Origin of the sequence: Burkholderia sp. AU45251, from assembly GCF_030482905.1 — a bacterium.
Taxonomy (GTDB): domain Bacteria; phylum Pseudomonadota; class Gammaproteobacteria; order Burkholderiales; family Burkholderiaceae; genus Burkholderia; species Burkholderia aenigmatica.
Window position 1 is genome coordinate 55,597 of record NZ_JAUJQH010000013.1, and the last position, 13,959, is coordinate 69,555.

11 protein-coding genes are annotated in these 13,959 nt (G+C 68.6%); 6 read left to right on the top strand and 5 right to left on the bottom strand.

Features of this window, described 5'->3' with window-relative positions; all coding sequences use genetic code 11:
* Positions 1–10 precede the first annotated feature (10 nt).
* The 4 genes from gcvH (at position 11) to QZM67_RS23765 (ending at position 6,169) form a co-directional block, all read left to right on the top strand.
* Complete coding sequence (gene gcvH, locus QZM67_RS23750; protein WP_043184996.1) at positions 11–391, top strand: glycine cleavage system protein GcvH; 381 nt, start codon at positions 11–13, stop codon at positions 389–391.
* 143 nt (positions 392–534) lie between these two features.
* The gene (gcvP, locus tag QZM67_RS23755) at positions 535–3,462 is read left to right on the top strand and encodes an aminomethyl-transferring glycine dehydrogenase (RefSeq protein WP_089449684.1); all 2,928 of its coding nucleotides are present in this window, start codon (positions 535–537) and stop codon (positions 3,460–3,462) included.
* A gap of 151 nt (positions 3,463–3,613) precedes the next feature.
* Positions 3,614–4,750: an alginate lyase family protein gene (locus tag QZM67_RS23760; protein ID WP_089449683.1), complete on the top strand. Its 1,137-nt coding sequence runs from the start codon at positions 3,614–3,616 to the stop codon at positions 4,748–4,750.
* Positions 4,751–4,780: 30 nt separating this feature from the next.
* Entirely contained in the window at positions 4,781–6,169 is a 1,389-nt protein-coding gene (locus QZM67_RS23765) for an L-serine ammonia-lyase (RefSeq protein ID WP_089449682.1), read from the top strand.
* 69 nt (positions 6,170–6,238) lie between these two features.
* On the opposite strand, the gene QZM67_RS23770 is transcribed toward QZM67_RS23765, so the two are convergent.
* Together QZM67_RS23770 and QZM67_RS23775 are read right to left on the bottom strand one after the other, a co-directional pair.
* Positions 6,239–6,640, bottom strand: coding sequence for a type II toxin-antitoxin system VapC family toxin (locus QZM67_RS23770; protein WP_301807029.1), 402 nt, complete (start codon positions 6,638–6,640; stop codon positions 6,239–6,241).
* A complete protein-coding gene (locus tag QZM67_RS23775) occupies positions 6,640–6,876 on the bottom strand; it encodes an antitoxin (RefSeq protein WP_175023440.1) in 237 nt (78 codons plus the stop codon). Before QZM67_RS23775 ends, QZM67_RS23770 begins: the two co-directional genes overlap by 1 nt.
* Positions 6,877–7,243: 367 nt before the next feature.
* On the opposite strand from QZM67_RS23775, the gene QZM67_RS23780 reads away from it, so the two are divergent.
* Complete coding sequence (locus tag QZM67_RS23780) at positions 7,244–8,947, top strand: thiamine pyrophosphate-binding protein (protein WP_301807032.1); 1,704 nt, start codon at positions 7,244–7,246, stop codon at positions 8,945–8,947.
* Complete coding sequence (locus tag QZM67_RS23785) at positions 8,944–10,041, top strand: glycosyltransferase family 9 protein (RefSeq protein WP_301807033.1); 1,098 nt, start codon at positions 8,944–8,946, stop codon at positions 10,039–10,041. The genes QZM67_RS23780 and QZM67_RS23785 overlap by 4 nt, the downstream gene beginning before the upstream one ends.
* Positions 10,042–10,254: 213 nt before the next feature.
* Here QZM67_RS23785 and QZM67_RS23790 read toward each other — a convergent pair whose 3' ends face one another.
* The 3 genes from QZM67_RS23790 to QZM67_RS23800 all read right to left on the bottom strand — a co-directional run bounded on the left by QZM67_RS23790 (position 10,255) and on the right by QZM67_RS23800 (position 13,883).
* Positions 10,255–11,289 (bottom strand): helix-turn-helix domain-containing protein, encoded by a 1,035-nt coding sequence (locus QZM67_RS23790; RefSeq protein ID WP_175023443.1) that lies wholly within the window; start codon positions 11,287–11,289, stop codon positions 10,255–10,257.
* 216 nt (positions 11,290–11,505) lie between these two features.
* The gene (locus QZM67_RS23795; protein ID WP_301807036.1) at positions 11,506–12,060 is read right to left on the bottom strand and encodes a hypothetical protein; all 555 of its coding nucleotides are present in this window, start codon (positions 12,058–12,060) and stop codon (positions 11,506–11,508) included.
* Positions 12,061–12,356: 296 nt separating this feature from the next.
* Positions 12,357–13,883, bottom strand: coding sequence for an aldehyde dehydrogenase family protein (locus tag QZM67_RS23800; RefSeq protein WP_089449674.1), 1,527 nt, complete (start codon positions 13,881–13,883; stop codon positions 12,357–12,359).
* Positions 13,884–13,959 lie beyond the last annotated feature (76 nt).

The window sequence follows — 13,959 nt, forward strand, 5'->3', positions numbered from 1 at the left end:
GGAGCATCCGATGAGCAACGTCCCGGCCGATCTGAAGTACACCGACGAACACGAGTGGATCCGCACCGAAGCAGACGGCACGCTGTCGATCGGCATCACCGATCACGCGCAGAACACGCTTGGCGACATCGTGTTCCTCGAGCTGCCGAAAGTCGGCTCGCAAGTGAAGGCAGGCGACGCGATCGGCGTCGTCGAATCGGTGAAAGCCGCGTCGGACATCTACTCGCCCGTGACCGGCGAAGTGGTCGCGATCAACACGGACGTGGCCGACGCCCCGGAAGACGTGAATGGCGACGCGTATGACGCATGGCTGTTCAAGATCAAGCTCGCAGCCGGCGCATCGACCGACAACCTGCTCGACGCTGCCGCCTACAGCAAGCTGATCGACTAACCCTCCCTGAATCGCGCGGGACGGGTCAGCCGCCCTGCCCCGCGCGGAACCCGGGCCGGCGTCAAGGCGCCGCTCGGGTCGACCGCAAAGCATGGGGCCCGAGTCGGCGCTGACGCGCTAGCCTGGGCCGACCAAGGAACGCCATGAAGCTCGAACACCCGGACCGCCTGATGAACCGCACGCCCCTCTCGCTCGCCGCGCTCGAAACGCACGATGCGTTCGCCGAACGCCATATCGGCCCCGACGCCGCCAGCCAGCAGGCCATGCTCGACACGCTCGGCTTCGCGTCGCGCGCCGCCCTGATCGACGCCGTGATCCCGGCCTCGATCCGCCGCGCCGAAACGCTGCCGCTCGGCCCGTTCGCGCAGCCGAAGAGCGAGGCCGAAGCCCTCGCCGCACTGCGTGCGCTCGCAGACAAGAACCAGGTGTTCCGCTCGTATATCGGTCAGGGTTACCACGACACGCACACGCCGGCCGTCATCCTGCGCAACGTGCTCGAAAACCCGGCGTGGTACACGGCTTACACGCCGTACCAGCCTGAAATTTCCCAGGGTCGCCTCGAGGCGCTCCTGAACTTCCAGCAGATGGTCGCCGACCTCACCGGCCTCGCGATCTCGAACGCGTCGCTGCTCGATGAAGCCACCGCCGCCGCCGAAGCGATGACGCTGCTGCAGCGCACCGGCAAGCCGACGTCGAACGTGTTCTACGTCGCCGACGACGTGCTGCCGCAAACGCTCGAAGTGATCCGCACGCGCGCGCTGCCGGTCGGCATCGAGGTCAAGACCGGTCCGGCCGCCGACGCTGCCCAAGCGAATGCATTCGGCGTGCTGCTCCAGTACCCGGGCGTGAACGGCGACGTGCGCGACTACCGCGCGCTCACCGAAGCGATCCACGCGGCCGGCGGCCACGTGGTCGTCGCGGCCGACCTGCTCGCGCTGACCGTGCTCACGCCGCCCGGCGACTGGGGCGCGGACGTCGCGATCGGCAACACGCAGCGCTTCGGCGTGCCGATGGGCTTCGGCGGCCCGCACGCCGCGTATCTCGCGGTGCGTGACGAATTCAAGCGCCAGATGCCGGGCCGCCTCGTCGGCGTGACGGTCGACGCGCAGGGCAAGCCCGCGCTGCGCCTCGCGCTGCAGACGCGCGAACAGCACATCCGCCGCGAGAAGGCGACGTCGAACGTGTGTACCGCGCAGGCGCTGCTCGCGATCATGGCCAGCATGTACGCGGTCTACCACGGCCCGCACGGCCTGAAGACGATCGCGCTGCGCGTGAACCGCATCGCGGCGCTGCTCGCCGCCGGCGTGAAGCAGCTCGGCTTCGCGACCGTCAACGACACGTTCTTCGACACGCTGACGATCGACACCGGCGCGCGCACCGCGCAGGTTCACGAATTCGCGAAGGCGAAGCGCATCAACCTGCGCCGCGTGAGCGACACGCAAGTCGGCGTGTCGGTCGACGAAACGACGACGCGCGACGACCTCGCCGATCTGCTCGCCGTGTTCGCGCAAGCCGCGGGCGGCACCGCACCGGCCGTCGACGCGCTGGACGCGGGCCTCGCCGGCGTCGCCGCGCTGCCGGCCGGCCTCGAGCGCACGAGCGCGTACCTGACGCACCACGTGTTCAACCGCCACCACTCCGAAACCGAAATGCTGCGCTACCTGCGCAGCCTGTCGGACAAGGATCTCGCGCTCGACCGCTCGATGATCCCGCTCGGCTCGTGCACGATGAAGCTGAACGCGACGTCGGAAATGCTGCCCGTCACGTGGCCCGAATTCGGCGGCATCCACCCGTTCGCACCGGCCGACCAGACCGTCGGCTACCGCGAGATGATCGACCAGCTCGAGCAGATGCTCGTCGCGGCCACCGGCTACGCGGCCGTGTCGCTGCAGCCGAACGCGGGCTCGCAGGGCGAGTACGCGGGCCTGCTGATCATCCACGCTTATCACGCATCGCGCGGCGAAGCCCACCGCGACGTGTGCCTGATCCCGGCGTCCGCCCACGGCACGAACCCGGCATCCGCGCACATGGCCGGCATGAAGGTCGTGGTCGTCGCATGCGACGCGCAGGGCAACGTCGACATCGCCGACCTGAAGGCGAAGGCTGACGAGCACGCGAAGGACCTCGCAGCGATCATGATCACGTATCCGTCGACGCACGGCGTGTTCGAGCAGAACGTCCGCGAGATTTGCGAGATCGTCCATGCGCACGGCGGCCAGGTGTACGTCGACGGCGCGAACATGAACGCGATGGTCGGCCTGACCGCGCCGGGCCAGTTCGGCGGCGACGTGTCGCACCTGAACCTGCACAAGACTTTCTGCATCCCGCACGGCGGTGGCGGCCCGGGCGTCGGCCCGGTTGCAGTCGGCGCGCACCTCGCGAAGTTCCTGCCGAACCAGCGTTCGACCGGCTACACGCGCGAAGAAGACGGCATCGGCGCGGTATCGGCCGCGCCGTACGGCTCGGCGTCGATTCTGCCGATCTCGTGGATGTACATCGCGATGATGGGTGCGAAGAACCTGACCGCCGCGACGGAAACCGCGATCCTCAACGCGAACTACATCGCGAAGCGCCTCGCGCCGCACTACCCGGTGCTGTATTCGGGCCCGGGCGGGCTGGTTGCGCACGAGTGCATTCTCGACCTGCGTCCGATCAAGGAATCGAGCGGCATCACCGTCGACGACGTCGCGAAGCGCCTGATGGACTACGGCTTCCATGCGCCGACGATGAGCTTCCCGGTACCGGGCACGCTGATGGTCGAGCCGACCGAATCGGAATCGCAGGAAGAACTCGACCGCTTCATCGCCGCGATGATCGCGATCCGCGACGAAATCCGTGCCGTCGAGGAAGGCCGCGCCGACCGCGAGGACAACCCGCTGCGTCACGCCCCGCACACGGCGGCCGTCGTCACCGCGAACGAATGGCCGCACGCGTACTCGCGCGAGCAGGCTGCGTACCCGGTCGCGTCGCTCGGCACGAACAAGTACTGGCCGCCGGTCGGCCGCGCGGACAACGTCTACGGCGACCGCAACCTGTTCTGCTCGTGCGTGCCGATGTCGGAATACGCATAACGCGCGCCAGGCCAGGAGCCGCCCGATGGTGACCGCACCGCACGCAACCCGGAGTTGCGTGCGGTTTTTTTGTTCGCCGCTCGAACCGGTTCACGTTCGCCCGCCAATCCGGCTAACATCACACGCGATCCAGCCAATGAAGGAGTTCCGCATGGTGCGTCCGATGTTTCCGGGCCATGGTGCAATGCAAAGGCGGCCGCGTGCGCGCCGCTTCGTGCCGATGCTCGTCGCGTCGCTGTCATTCGCCGCTGCTGGCCTCGGCGCGGCCGGCAGCGCGCGCGCGGCGATGAATTTCTGCGCGGCGCCGGCACTGCAGGCGAGCGAGACGACCCAGGCCGAGCCGGGTGTCCAGGCGCTGATCCGCAGCGTCGACGCACGCATCGGCGAACAGCCGAAGGCGATGGCGCGGGTGCACACCGAGGGCACGCTGCCGCACGAAGGCATCTACGACCAAAGCGCCGCCGCGCTGAAGGATCTCGACCTGATGCGCGACGCGGCGCTCGCGTGGCGCGTGACGAACGCGCCGCGCTACCTGCAGCTCGTCGACCGGTTCCTGTCCGCGTGGGTCGCGACCTACCAGCCGAGCTTCAACCCGATTGACGAAACGCGTTTCGACAGCCTGATCGTCGCGTACGACATGACCGCGAGCGCGCTGCCGGTGAAGACCCGCAACGCGACGGCCGCGTTCATCGCGAAGCTCGGCGCCGGCTATGTCGCGCAGATCGACGCGCAGAAGCGCCCGCTCACCGGCACCTGGCGCAACAACTGGCAGAGCCACCGGATCAAGCTGATCGCGCTGTCCGCGTTCACGCTCGGTGATCGCAAGATGATGAACGCCGCGCAGCGGCTGTTCGTCGAGCATCTCGCCGACAACATCGGCCCGGACGGCAAGACCTGGGATTTCGAGGAACGCGATGCGCTGCACTACGCGGTCTACGACCTGCAGCCGCTGGTGACGGCCGCGCTCGCCGCGCGCCGCTTCAACCGCAACTGGCTGCGCGAACGGGGCGCGAACGGCGCGACGCTCGCGGTCGCGCTCGACTGGCTCGTGCCGTACGCGCTCGGCGAGAAGACGCACGAGGAATTCGTGAATTCGCCGGTGCCGTTCGACGCGAAGCGCCGCGAGGCCGGCCTGCCGGGCTACACGGGGCAGTGGGACCCGAAAAACGCCACCGAACTCTTTCATCTGGCCGCGCGGCTCGACGGGCGCTATGCCCGCGTCGCGCAACAGCTTTCCCCAACGCCGCCCGCATGGCTCGCCGCGTGCCTGCCATTGCAGGCGCGCTAGCATTATTCTTAAAGCAAGGCAGGAATCAACATGGCAGTCAGCGTCTTTGACCTCTTCAAGATCGGTATCGGTCCGTCCAGTTCGCATACGGTCGGACCGATGCGCGCGGCGCTGATGTTCGTCCAGGGCCTCGAGCGCGACGGGCAACTCGACGCCACTGCGCACGTGAAGGTCGAGCTGTACGGCTCGCTCGGTGCAACCGGCAAGGGCCACGGCACCGACCGCGGCGTGATGCTCGGCCTGCTCGGCGACGCGCCCGACACCGTCGATCCCGACACGATCGACGCGCGGCTGGAAGACGTCCGCAAATCGAAGCAGCTCGCGCTGCTCGGCACGCATCCGGTGCCGTTCGTGCTGAAGGAGAACATCGCGTTCTACCGCCAGGCGCTGCCCGAGCATCCGAACGGCATGAAGCTGCGCGCGTCCGACGCGGACGGCAACGTGCTGGTCGAGCGTACCTACCTGTCGGTCGGCGGCGGCTTCGTCGTGACCGCCGGCGCACCGAACACGAAGGTGCTGAGCGCGGCCGAGCAGATGACGCACCCGTTCCGCACCGGCAACGAGCTGCTCGCGCTGACCGAATCGACCGGCAAGTCGATCGCGCAGCTGATGTGGGAAAACGAGCGCGCGTGGCACACCGAGGAAGAGACGCGCGACGGCCTGCTGAAGATCTGGGCCGTGATGCAGTCGTGCGTGTCGCGCGGCTGCGGGATCGGCAACCCGGAGGCCGACGGCAACCTGCCCGGCCCGTTCCAGGTCAAGCGCCGCGCGCCGCAGCTGTACCGCACGCTGACGGGCAGCCCGGAGCGCGCGCTGCAGGATCCGCTGTCGATGATCGACTGGATCAACCTGTACGCGATCGCGGTCAACGAGGAAAACGCGGCCGGCGGCCGGGTCGTTACCGCGCCGACCAACGGTGCGGCCGGCATCATCCCGGCCGTGCTGCACTACTACACGCGCTTCACACCCGGTGCGAACGAACAGGGCGTGATTGACTTCCTGCTGACGGCCGCCGCGATCGGCATTCTTTACAAGCTGAACGCGTCGATCTCGGGTGCGGAAGTCGGCTGCCAGGGCGAAGTGGGCGTCGCATGCTCGATGGCCGCCGGCGCGCTCGCGGCCGTGCTCGGCGGCACGCCGCAGCAGGTCGAGAACGCGGCCGAAATCGGGATGGAACACAACCTCGGCCTCACCTGCGACCCGGTCGGCGGGATGGTGCAGATCCCGTGCATCGAGCGCAACGCGATGGCATCGGTGAAGGCGGTCAACGCGGCGCGCATGGCGCTGCGCGGCGACGGCTCGCACTATGTGTCGCTCGACTCCGTGATCAAGACGATGCGCGAGACGGGTGCCGACATGAAGACGAAGTACAAGGAAACGTCGCGCGGCGGGCTCGCGGTCAATATCGTCGAGTGCTGATGCCGGATCGGGCGGTCATGCGGGACGCTTCGACGTCTCGCATGACCGCCGGGCGCCTGCGGGCACGCATCAATCGTTCAGCCAGTTCTCGACCCGCAATCCCGGGTAACTCGCAAAATCCCGCTCGTTGTTGGTCACCAGGACGACATCGAGCGATACCGCATGAGCGGCGATCAGTTTGTCGAGATGATCCTTCTTCCGCTCACGCGTCGCTTCCCGGACCGGGCCGTACGCTTGCGCGGCCGCCACGTCGAACGGGGCAGCGGGGATATCCTCGATCAGCGCAGCAAGATTGCGACGCTCGCGGACAGGATTCATGCACACCGCGACACCGTACTCGAGTTCGGCATAGGTAATCGCCGACATCACGACATCTCCGGTGTAGCACTGCGCAAAACGCCTCGCGACCTGCTCCGGCTGATTTTTCATCAGATAGACGCACATGTTGGTGTCGAGCATGTAACGCGGCATCACAAGCCCTCGCGATCAGCCTGTTCCTGATCGCCCCGCCCTTCGGCCATGAAATCCGGCCCGAATTTTGCGAACTTCTCGAGTACGCGAGTCAAAGGTCGCCGAGTAGGCCGAATACGGATTTCGTCGCCCACCCGCTCGATTTCGAGTTCCATATCGCTGCGTTCATAAGCAAGGTCCGCGGGAATCCGCACGGCCTGCGAGTTGCCGTTCCGAAATACCCTAGTGGTATGCATGTCGATCTCCCGCATCCGGATGTACGTTGGATGTACATTATATCGCGCAGCCGGCGATGTAAATCCATGTGTGTACATGGCGCACCGCCCGCGTATCGATTCGAACGTGAACGCCGTCATGCCGATCTTTCCGTTCCGAACTCCACCCTGTCTACACGCGGGTGAGCGGGCCGGTGATTCGGCTCGACACCCATAGCGCTCACTTTTCACCGTCGGGCTCGCACGTACAAGCCGGCCGTTCGGCCAGCCGAAGTCCCGGCGCGCGCCCGAATCCCCCCGCGTTCCGACACTATTCAGCGGCCGGTGCGCCGGTGCCCCGCCAACGGGCGTAAGCTGTACGTCCCGCTACCCAGGGAGACGGCAACCCATGTCGCATTCCAAGGATCTCGAGCAGCCCGCCACCACCGGCGCGCGACTGCTCGTCGATGCGTTGCTCGCCAATCACGTCGAACGCGTGTTCTGCGTGCCGGGCGAGAGCTTCCTCGCCGTACTCGATGCGCTGGCGGACGACACCGCGCGCATCCAGACGGTCGTCTGCCGCCACGAGGCGGCCGCCGCGAACATGGCCGAGGCCGTCGGCAAGCTGACCGGCCGCCCCGGCATCGCGTTCGTCACGCGCGGGCCCGGCGCGACCCATGCGTCGATCGGCGTGCACACCGCGTTCCAGGATTCGACGCCGATGATCCTGTTTGTCGGCCAGTGCGCGCGCGAGCACCTCGACCGCGAAGCCTTCCAGGAAATCGACTACCGGCGGATGTTCGGCCAGATGGCGAAATGGGTCGCGCAGATCGACGATCCGCGCCGCATTCCCGAATACCTGAGCCATGCGTTCCACGTCGCGACGTCCGGCCGCCCCGGCCCGGTCGTGCTCGCGCTGCCGGAAGACGTGCTGTCCGAAGCGTGCGCGCCGCAACCCGTCGTGCCGGCCGCGAAACGCGTCGCGGCCGCGCCGTCGGCCGCGCAGCTCGACGAGCTGCGCGAACGGCTCGCGCGCGCCGAACGGCCGTTCGCGATCGTCGGCGGCAGCGGCTGGACGCCCGACGCGTGCGCGAATCTGCGCACCTTCGTCGAGCGCTGGCAGTTGCCGGTCGCCTGTGCGTTCCGCTATCAGGACACGATCGACAACGCGCACCCGAACTACGCGGGCGACGTCGGGCTCGGGATCAACCCCGCGCTCGCGCAGCGCATCCGCGACGCCGACCTGCTGCTCGTGATCGGGCCGCGCCTCGGCGAAGCGACGACCGCCGGCTACACGCTGCTCGACATCCCGAAGACCCGCCAGACGCTGATCCACGTGCACCAGGGCGCGGACGAGCTCGGCCACGTGTATGCGGCCGACCTGCCGATCGTGTCCGGGATGCCCGAGATCGCCGCACCGCTCGCCGCACTCGAGCCGCCCGAGCACCCCGCCTGGGCCGGCACGGCCGCCGACGCGCACCGCGCGTATCGCGAATGGCATGCGCCGCTGCCGATGCCCGGCGACGTCCAGCTCGGCGACGTGATGGTGCAGTTGCGCGAGCGCCTGCCGCACGACGCGATCCTCACCAACGGCGCCGGCAACTATGCGATCTGGCTGCATCGCCACTTCGCGTACCGGCACTTCCGCTCGCAGCTCGCGCCGACCAGTGGCGCGATGGGCTACGGCGTGCCGGCCGCGCTCGCCGCGAAGTCGCTGTACCCGTCGCGCGCCGTCGTCGCGCTCGCGGGCGACGGCTGCTTCATGATGGCCGGCAACGAACTCGCGACCGCAATGCAGTACGGGCTGAACATCGTCGTGATCGTCGTCAACAACGGTCATTTCGGTACGATCCGCATGCATCAGGAACGCAACTACCCGGGGCGCGTGCACGGAACGGGGCTCACGAATCCCGATTTCGCCGCGTATGCGCGCGCGTTCGGCGCACATGGCGAAACCGTCGAGCGCACCGCCGAGTTCGCGCCCGCGCTCGAACGCGCGCTGACCTGCGGGCTACCCGCGCTGATCGAGATCCGCATCCCGCAGGACGCCAGCACACCGGCCGCGACACTCGAGCAGATCCGCGAACAGGGGCGCCGCGCGCGCGGCGGATGACGGTGGACACGCGCACCGCGCCGCCCGCCGTCGCGCTGTCGCACGACGACGCGCTCACGCTCCCCGGCACGCTGCTCGCACCGGACGGCACGCTCGTCGCGCCTTACGACCTCGAGCACGGCGGTGTGCGTGCCGCCGGCCACGTGCCGGCCGCGCCCGCGTGCGGCCTGCTGCACGCCGCGCACCAGCCGTTCCGGCTCGACTATGACCGCGCACGGCACGTGCACGTGATCAACGGGATGGGCGTCACGCTCGGCGATTCGGTGATCGGGCTCACCGCCCTCGCCGCGCTGCGCGCCGCGCACCCGGGCCTGCGCTTTACGCTGTACCGGCCGGCCCGCGCACCGCGCTATGTCGAGGCGCTGTATGCCCTCGCGGCCGACCTCGTCGCGCCGTCGCGCACGCTGCCGTACCCCGCCGACGCGCTGCCTGCGGACGCGCCGTGCATCGACGTCGGCAATCACCTGTACTGGCCCGCGTTCGCGCGGCTGCCAATGATCGATTTCTTCCTCGACGCGCTCGGCGTGGAACCCGCGTCGGTGCCGACATCAGCCAAGCGCAACCGCTGGCTCGCGCGGCTGACGCTGCCTGCGTTGCCTGCGCAATGGCGGCGTCCGTACGCGCTGTTCTGCCCGACCGCGAGCACCGCGTTGCGCAGCGTGCCGCCGGCGCTGCAGGCAACGTTCGTCGAGCAGCTCGCGCAGCGCTACGGATTGCCGGTGGCCGGGTTCGGGCCGGTTGCGCATCCCGCGTATCTCGACGTGAGCGCCGATGCGGCCGGCGATACGGCCCGCTTCATGGCATGGGTCAAGGGCGCCAGCCTGCTGTTCGCGTCCGACACGGCCGCGCTGCATCTCGCCGACGGTTTCGACGTGCCGACGCTCGCGTGCTTCACGACGATCGCGCCGGCGCTGCGCGTGCGCGACTATCCGCATTGCGTGCCGGTCGCGCTCGACGTGCCCGCCGAATTGCGCGGGCTGCATCGCAGCGAGCGGCCGGCCGATCTCGCGGCGGTCGAGGCCGCTTACCGGACGATCGACTGGGATGGGCTAGCGTGGCCCGCACCGCGCGAGGCGGCGGCTACGGCCGAATAGGGAAACAGGGTGCGGCGGGCAATTGCGAGGCCGAAAGCGTAGCTATATGTACGTGCAGCCTGAGCCTGAGCCGGTGCTGGTGCCTGAGTCCGAGTCCGAGTCCGAGTCCGAGTCCGAGTCCGAGTCCGAGTCGGAGCCGGAGCCGGAGCCGGAGTCGGTGCTGGTTCCTGAGTCGGCGTCGAAGCCAGAACCGCGTCGACTACCACCCCGCACTCACCCCACCGCCACCATCACCGCGCGATCGCGCAGCGTCTCCGACGGCCGCTTGCCGAACAGCCGCCGGTAATCGGTCGCGAACTGGCTGAGATGCCAGAAGCCCCACGCCTCCGCCACGTCCTGCACCGAACCGGCCGAGCGGCCGCACAGATCGCGCCGCGCGCCGTTCAGCCGCAGCGTGCGCAGGTAGGTCGCGGGCGCCATGCCGAGCACGTCCTGGAAGCAGTACTGCAACGTGCGCCGGCTCACGAGCAACTGCTCGCACAGCTCGGGCACGCCGACCGGGCGCGTGCGGTGCGCGAGCACGTAGTCGCGCGCCTGTTCGACGATCCAGCGGCGCATCGACGGCGCACGGCCGGCGTCGTCGGCGGCCGGTTGCGCGCACGCGTCGAACAGCGCGGCCAGCACCTCGGCCTGCAGGTCGTCGCGCTGTGCATCGGCGAGCGGGCCGGCCATTGCCGCCGCCCCGTCGAGCCGGCGGCCGAGCAGCGCGCACAGGCGTGCGAGCCGCGCATCGCCGACCTGCATCACGCGCTGCGTGAACAGCCGTTCGTCGAGCGCGTGGCGCTCGACCTCCTCCGCATAGCGGCGCAGCACGTCGCCGCGCACGACCACGCCGTAGATCGAGAACTGCGCGGGCGTCACCAGCTCGAACTCGACATTGCCGGGCCGGAACGCGAGCGCGCCGGGCCCGATGCGGCACGCATCGACGCGCGCGGTGCCGTCGCACACGAGCGGGATGCCGAACCAGTACGCATCGCCGCGCACCTCGCACGCCTGGCGCAGCAGGTGGCTCGTCGATTCGCGAAACAGCTTCATCGTGTCGAGCGGCAGCTCGGTCAGCGTGCCGACGAAGCGGCCGGCCGCGAGCTGGTCGTAGGTCTGCCGCCAGCCGATCAGGTTGCGCGCCTGCTCGTCGGCGTCATGCGCGACGCTGACGACCGCCTGCCCGGCCAGCGCATCGTCGCCCTGCGCGTTGCGCCGCGTGTCTTCGGCCGTCGGTTCTTCGCTGCACGCCACGTGTTGGTCCATCGTGTCCTCCTTCACCTGCCTGGAACCGCGCCTGTCACGCAAGTCCCGTGCCGAACCGTGCACGACCCGCGCAAAGCCCGTGATTCGACGCTGCGCGGCACGGGCGCGCCATGCGGGCATGCCCGAGCGCCTTGTCGCACGCACCCCGCCGGTGCGGCACGCGCCGCGCCGGCGCATCCGGTACGCGTCGCCCGCCCGGCAATGCGCGGCGGCCGGCTAGCCACCGTTCGCGGGCCGCAACCGCACGACCCGCGTGCCGCAATTGCCGTATGCCTGCGTCACCGCCAGCTCGACGATCGCGCTGTCGGCCGACCACGGCGCCGCGTCCGCCTCGGACAGATCCATGCGCAGCGTCGCGCGCCCGTTGATCCGGTAGCGGATGCCGCGCAGGAAATCGACGAACAGCAGCCCGACGCCGCTGCCGTCACACTGCGCCGCATCGATCCGGCCGCCAGCGCCCGCGTCGTACACCGGCAGCGCGAAGCGCAGCGTCTTCGTGTCGATCACGCGCACGACCGGCAACAGGTCGCCGTTCGCGTCGCGCCGGCTCTGCACGATGTCGCAGGTCACGCCAGCCTGCCCGCCGCACGCGGTGCCGGCGAACATGAACGGCTGCGTCTCGATGAACTGCCGCACGCCGATGCTCAGCCGCGTCGTCACGACATCGCTCATCCGCTCGGCTTCGTCGGCAACGCCGAAGCGGCGATGCGCGTCGAGTTCGCCCGCGTGGAACACGGGATGGCGCGGACAGGATCGGGGCGGTTCTGACATGGGTTTTGCGTCCGTCGCGCCGGCTCAAGCTGCCGCTGCAAACGGACGGTAATCGGTATCGTTTCCGGCGAAAGTCGTGGCGATGCGCAGCCGATGCCGGGTTGCGAGTGCGAATGGGCGGAAGCGGCGAACCGCCGGATCACCGGTCGGCCGCGCGGCACGCATCCGCGCACCACCGTCACCCGGCGCGACACGCGTTCGACGACTCTCCGGTATCCGAAACTTCGCCGCTCGAGGCGGCGCCCCGACCGGCCGACGCATCCCACCGTCGACCGGCCAGGACGCCCACGCGCGGATCAGAAGAACCCGAGCGCCTCGGCCTGATAGCTCACCAGCAGGCACTTCGTCTGCTGATAGTTCGACAGCGCCATCTTGTGCGTCTCGCGGCCGATCCCCGACTGCTTGTAGCCACCGAACGCCGCGTGCGCGGGATACAGGTGGTAGCAGTTGGTCCACACGCGGCCGGCCTCGACCTCGCGGCCCATCCGGTACGCACGCGTGCCGTTGCGCGTCCACACGCCGGCGCCGAGCCCGTAGAACGTGTCGTTCGCGAGTTCGATCGCGTCCTGCTCGTCCTTGAACGTCATCACCGACGCGACCGGCCCGAAGATCTCTTCCTGGAACACGCGCATCTTGTTGTTGCCGAGCAGCATCGTCGGTTTCACGTAGTAGCCCGTGCCAAGTTCCGCCGCAGGCGCCGTGCGCTCGCCGCCCGTCAGGCATTGCGCGCCCTCGTCGCGGCCAATGTCGATGTACGACAGGATCTTGTCGAGCTGCTGCTGCGACGCCTGCGCGCCGATCATCGTCTGCAGGTCGAGCGGGTGGCCAGCCTTGATGCGCTCGACGCGCGCAACCGCCTTCTCGATGAACTTCTCGTAGATCGATTCCTGGATCAGGATCCGCGACGGGCACGTGCACACTTCGCCCTGGTTCAGCGCGAACATCGCGAGCCCTTCGAGCGCCTTGTCGAGGAACGCGTCGTCCTGGTCGAGCACGTCGGCAAAGAAGATGTTCGGACTCTTGCCGCCCAGTTCGACCGTCGACGGGATCAGGTTGTCGGCCGCCGCGCGAAGGATGTGCTTGCCGACCGGCGTCGAGCCCGTGAACGCGATCTTCGCGATCCGCTTGCTGGTCGCGAGCGCTTCGCCCGCTTCCTTGCCGAAGCCGTTCACGATGTTGAGCGTGCCGGCCGGAAACAGGTCGCCGATCAGCTCCATCAGCACCAGCACCGACGCGGGCGTTTGCTCGGCCGGCTTCATCACCACGCAGCAGCCGGCCGCGAGCGCCGGTGCGAGCTTCCATGCGGCCATCAGCAGCGGGAAGTTCCACGGGATGATCTGGCCGACGACGCCGAGCGGCTCGTGGAAGTGGTACGCGACGGTGTTGTCGTCGATTTCGGAGATACCGCCTTCCTGCGCGCGGATGCAGCCCGCGAAGTAGCGGAAGTGGTCGATCGCGAGCGGCAGGTCGGCTGCCATCGTCTCGCGCAGCGGCTTGCCGTTGTCGATCGTCTCGGCCACGGCCAGCAGCTTCAGGTTCTTTTCCATCCGGTCGGCAGCGGCAAGCAGCAGGTTCGCGCGCTCGGCCACCGACGTCTTGCCCCACTTGCGGCGCGCGGCATGCGCGGCGTCCAGCGCCAGCTCGATGTCGTCGGCGCCCGAGCGCGGCACGCGGCAGAACGGCTTGCCGTTGATCGGCGACACGTTCTCGAAATACTCGCCCTTCACCGGCGGAACCCACTTGCCGCCGATGTAGTTGTCGTATTGCTGACGGTACGGGTATTCGACGTCGAGGCCCAGTTGCTTCAGGTCAAACGGGTTCATACATGTCTCCTGTTCATCGTGCTTGTGTGAGTACAGCGCCGATTGGATTGCGCTACCCCCGTTTACGCAACATGCG

Excerpts from the sequence above, each read along its gene's own strand:
- gcvH (WP_043184996.1), top strand. The coding sequence starts at position 11 with ATGAGCAACGTCCCGGCCGATCTGAAGTACACCGACGAACACGAGTGG.
- gcvP (WP_089449684.1), top strand. The coding sequence starts at position 535 with ATGAAGCTCGAACACCCGGACCGCCTGATGAACCGCACGCCCCTCTCG.
- QZM67_RS23760 (WP_089449683.1), top strand. The coding sequence starts at position 3,614 with ATGGTGCGTCCGATGTTTCCGGGCCATGGTGCAATGCAAAGGCGGCCG.
- QZM67_RS23765 (WP_089449682.1), top strand. The coding sequence starts at position 4,781 with ATGGCAGTCAGCGTCTTTGACCTCTTCAAGATCGGTATCGGTCCGTCC.
- QZM67_RS23770 (WP_301807029.1), bottom strand. The coding sequence starts at position 6,640 with ATGCCGCGTTACATGCTCGACACCAACATGTGCGTCTATCTGATGAAA.
- QZM67_RS23775 (WP_175023440.1), bottom strand. The coding sequence starts at position 6,876 with ATGCATACCACTAGGGTATTTCGGAACGGCAACTCGCAGGCCGTGCGG.
- QZM67_RS23780 (WP_301807032.1), top strand. The coding sequence starts at position 7,244 with ATGTCGCATTCCAAGGATCTCGAGCAGCCCGCCACCACCGGCGCGCGA.
- QZM67_RS23785 (WP_301807033.1), top strand. The coding sequence starts at position 8,944 with ATGACGGTGGACACGCGCACCGCGCCGCCCGCCGTCGCGCTGTCGCAC.
- QZM67_RS23790 (WP_175023443.1), bottom strand. The coding sequence starts at position 11,289 with ATGGACCAACACGTGGCGTGCAGCGAAGAACCGACGGCCGAAGACACG.
- QZM67_RS23795 (WP_301807036.1), bottom strand. The coding sequence starts at position 12,060 with ATGTCAGAACCGCCCCGATCCTGTCCGCGCCATCCCGTGTTCCACGCG.
- QZM67_RS23800 (WP_089449674.1), bottom strand. The coding sequence starts at position 13,883 with ATGAACCCGTTTGACCTGAAGCAACTGGGCCTCGACGTCGAATACCCG.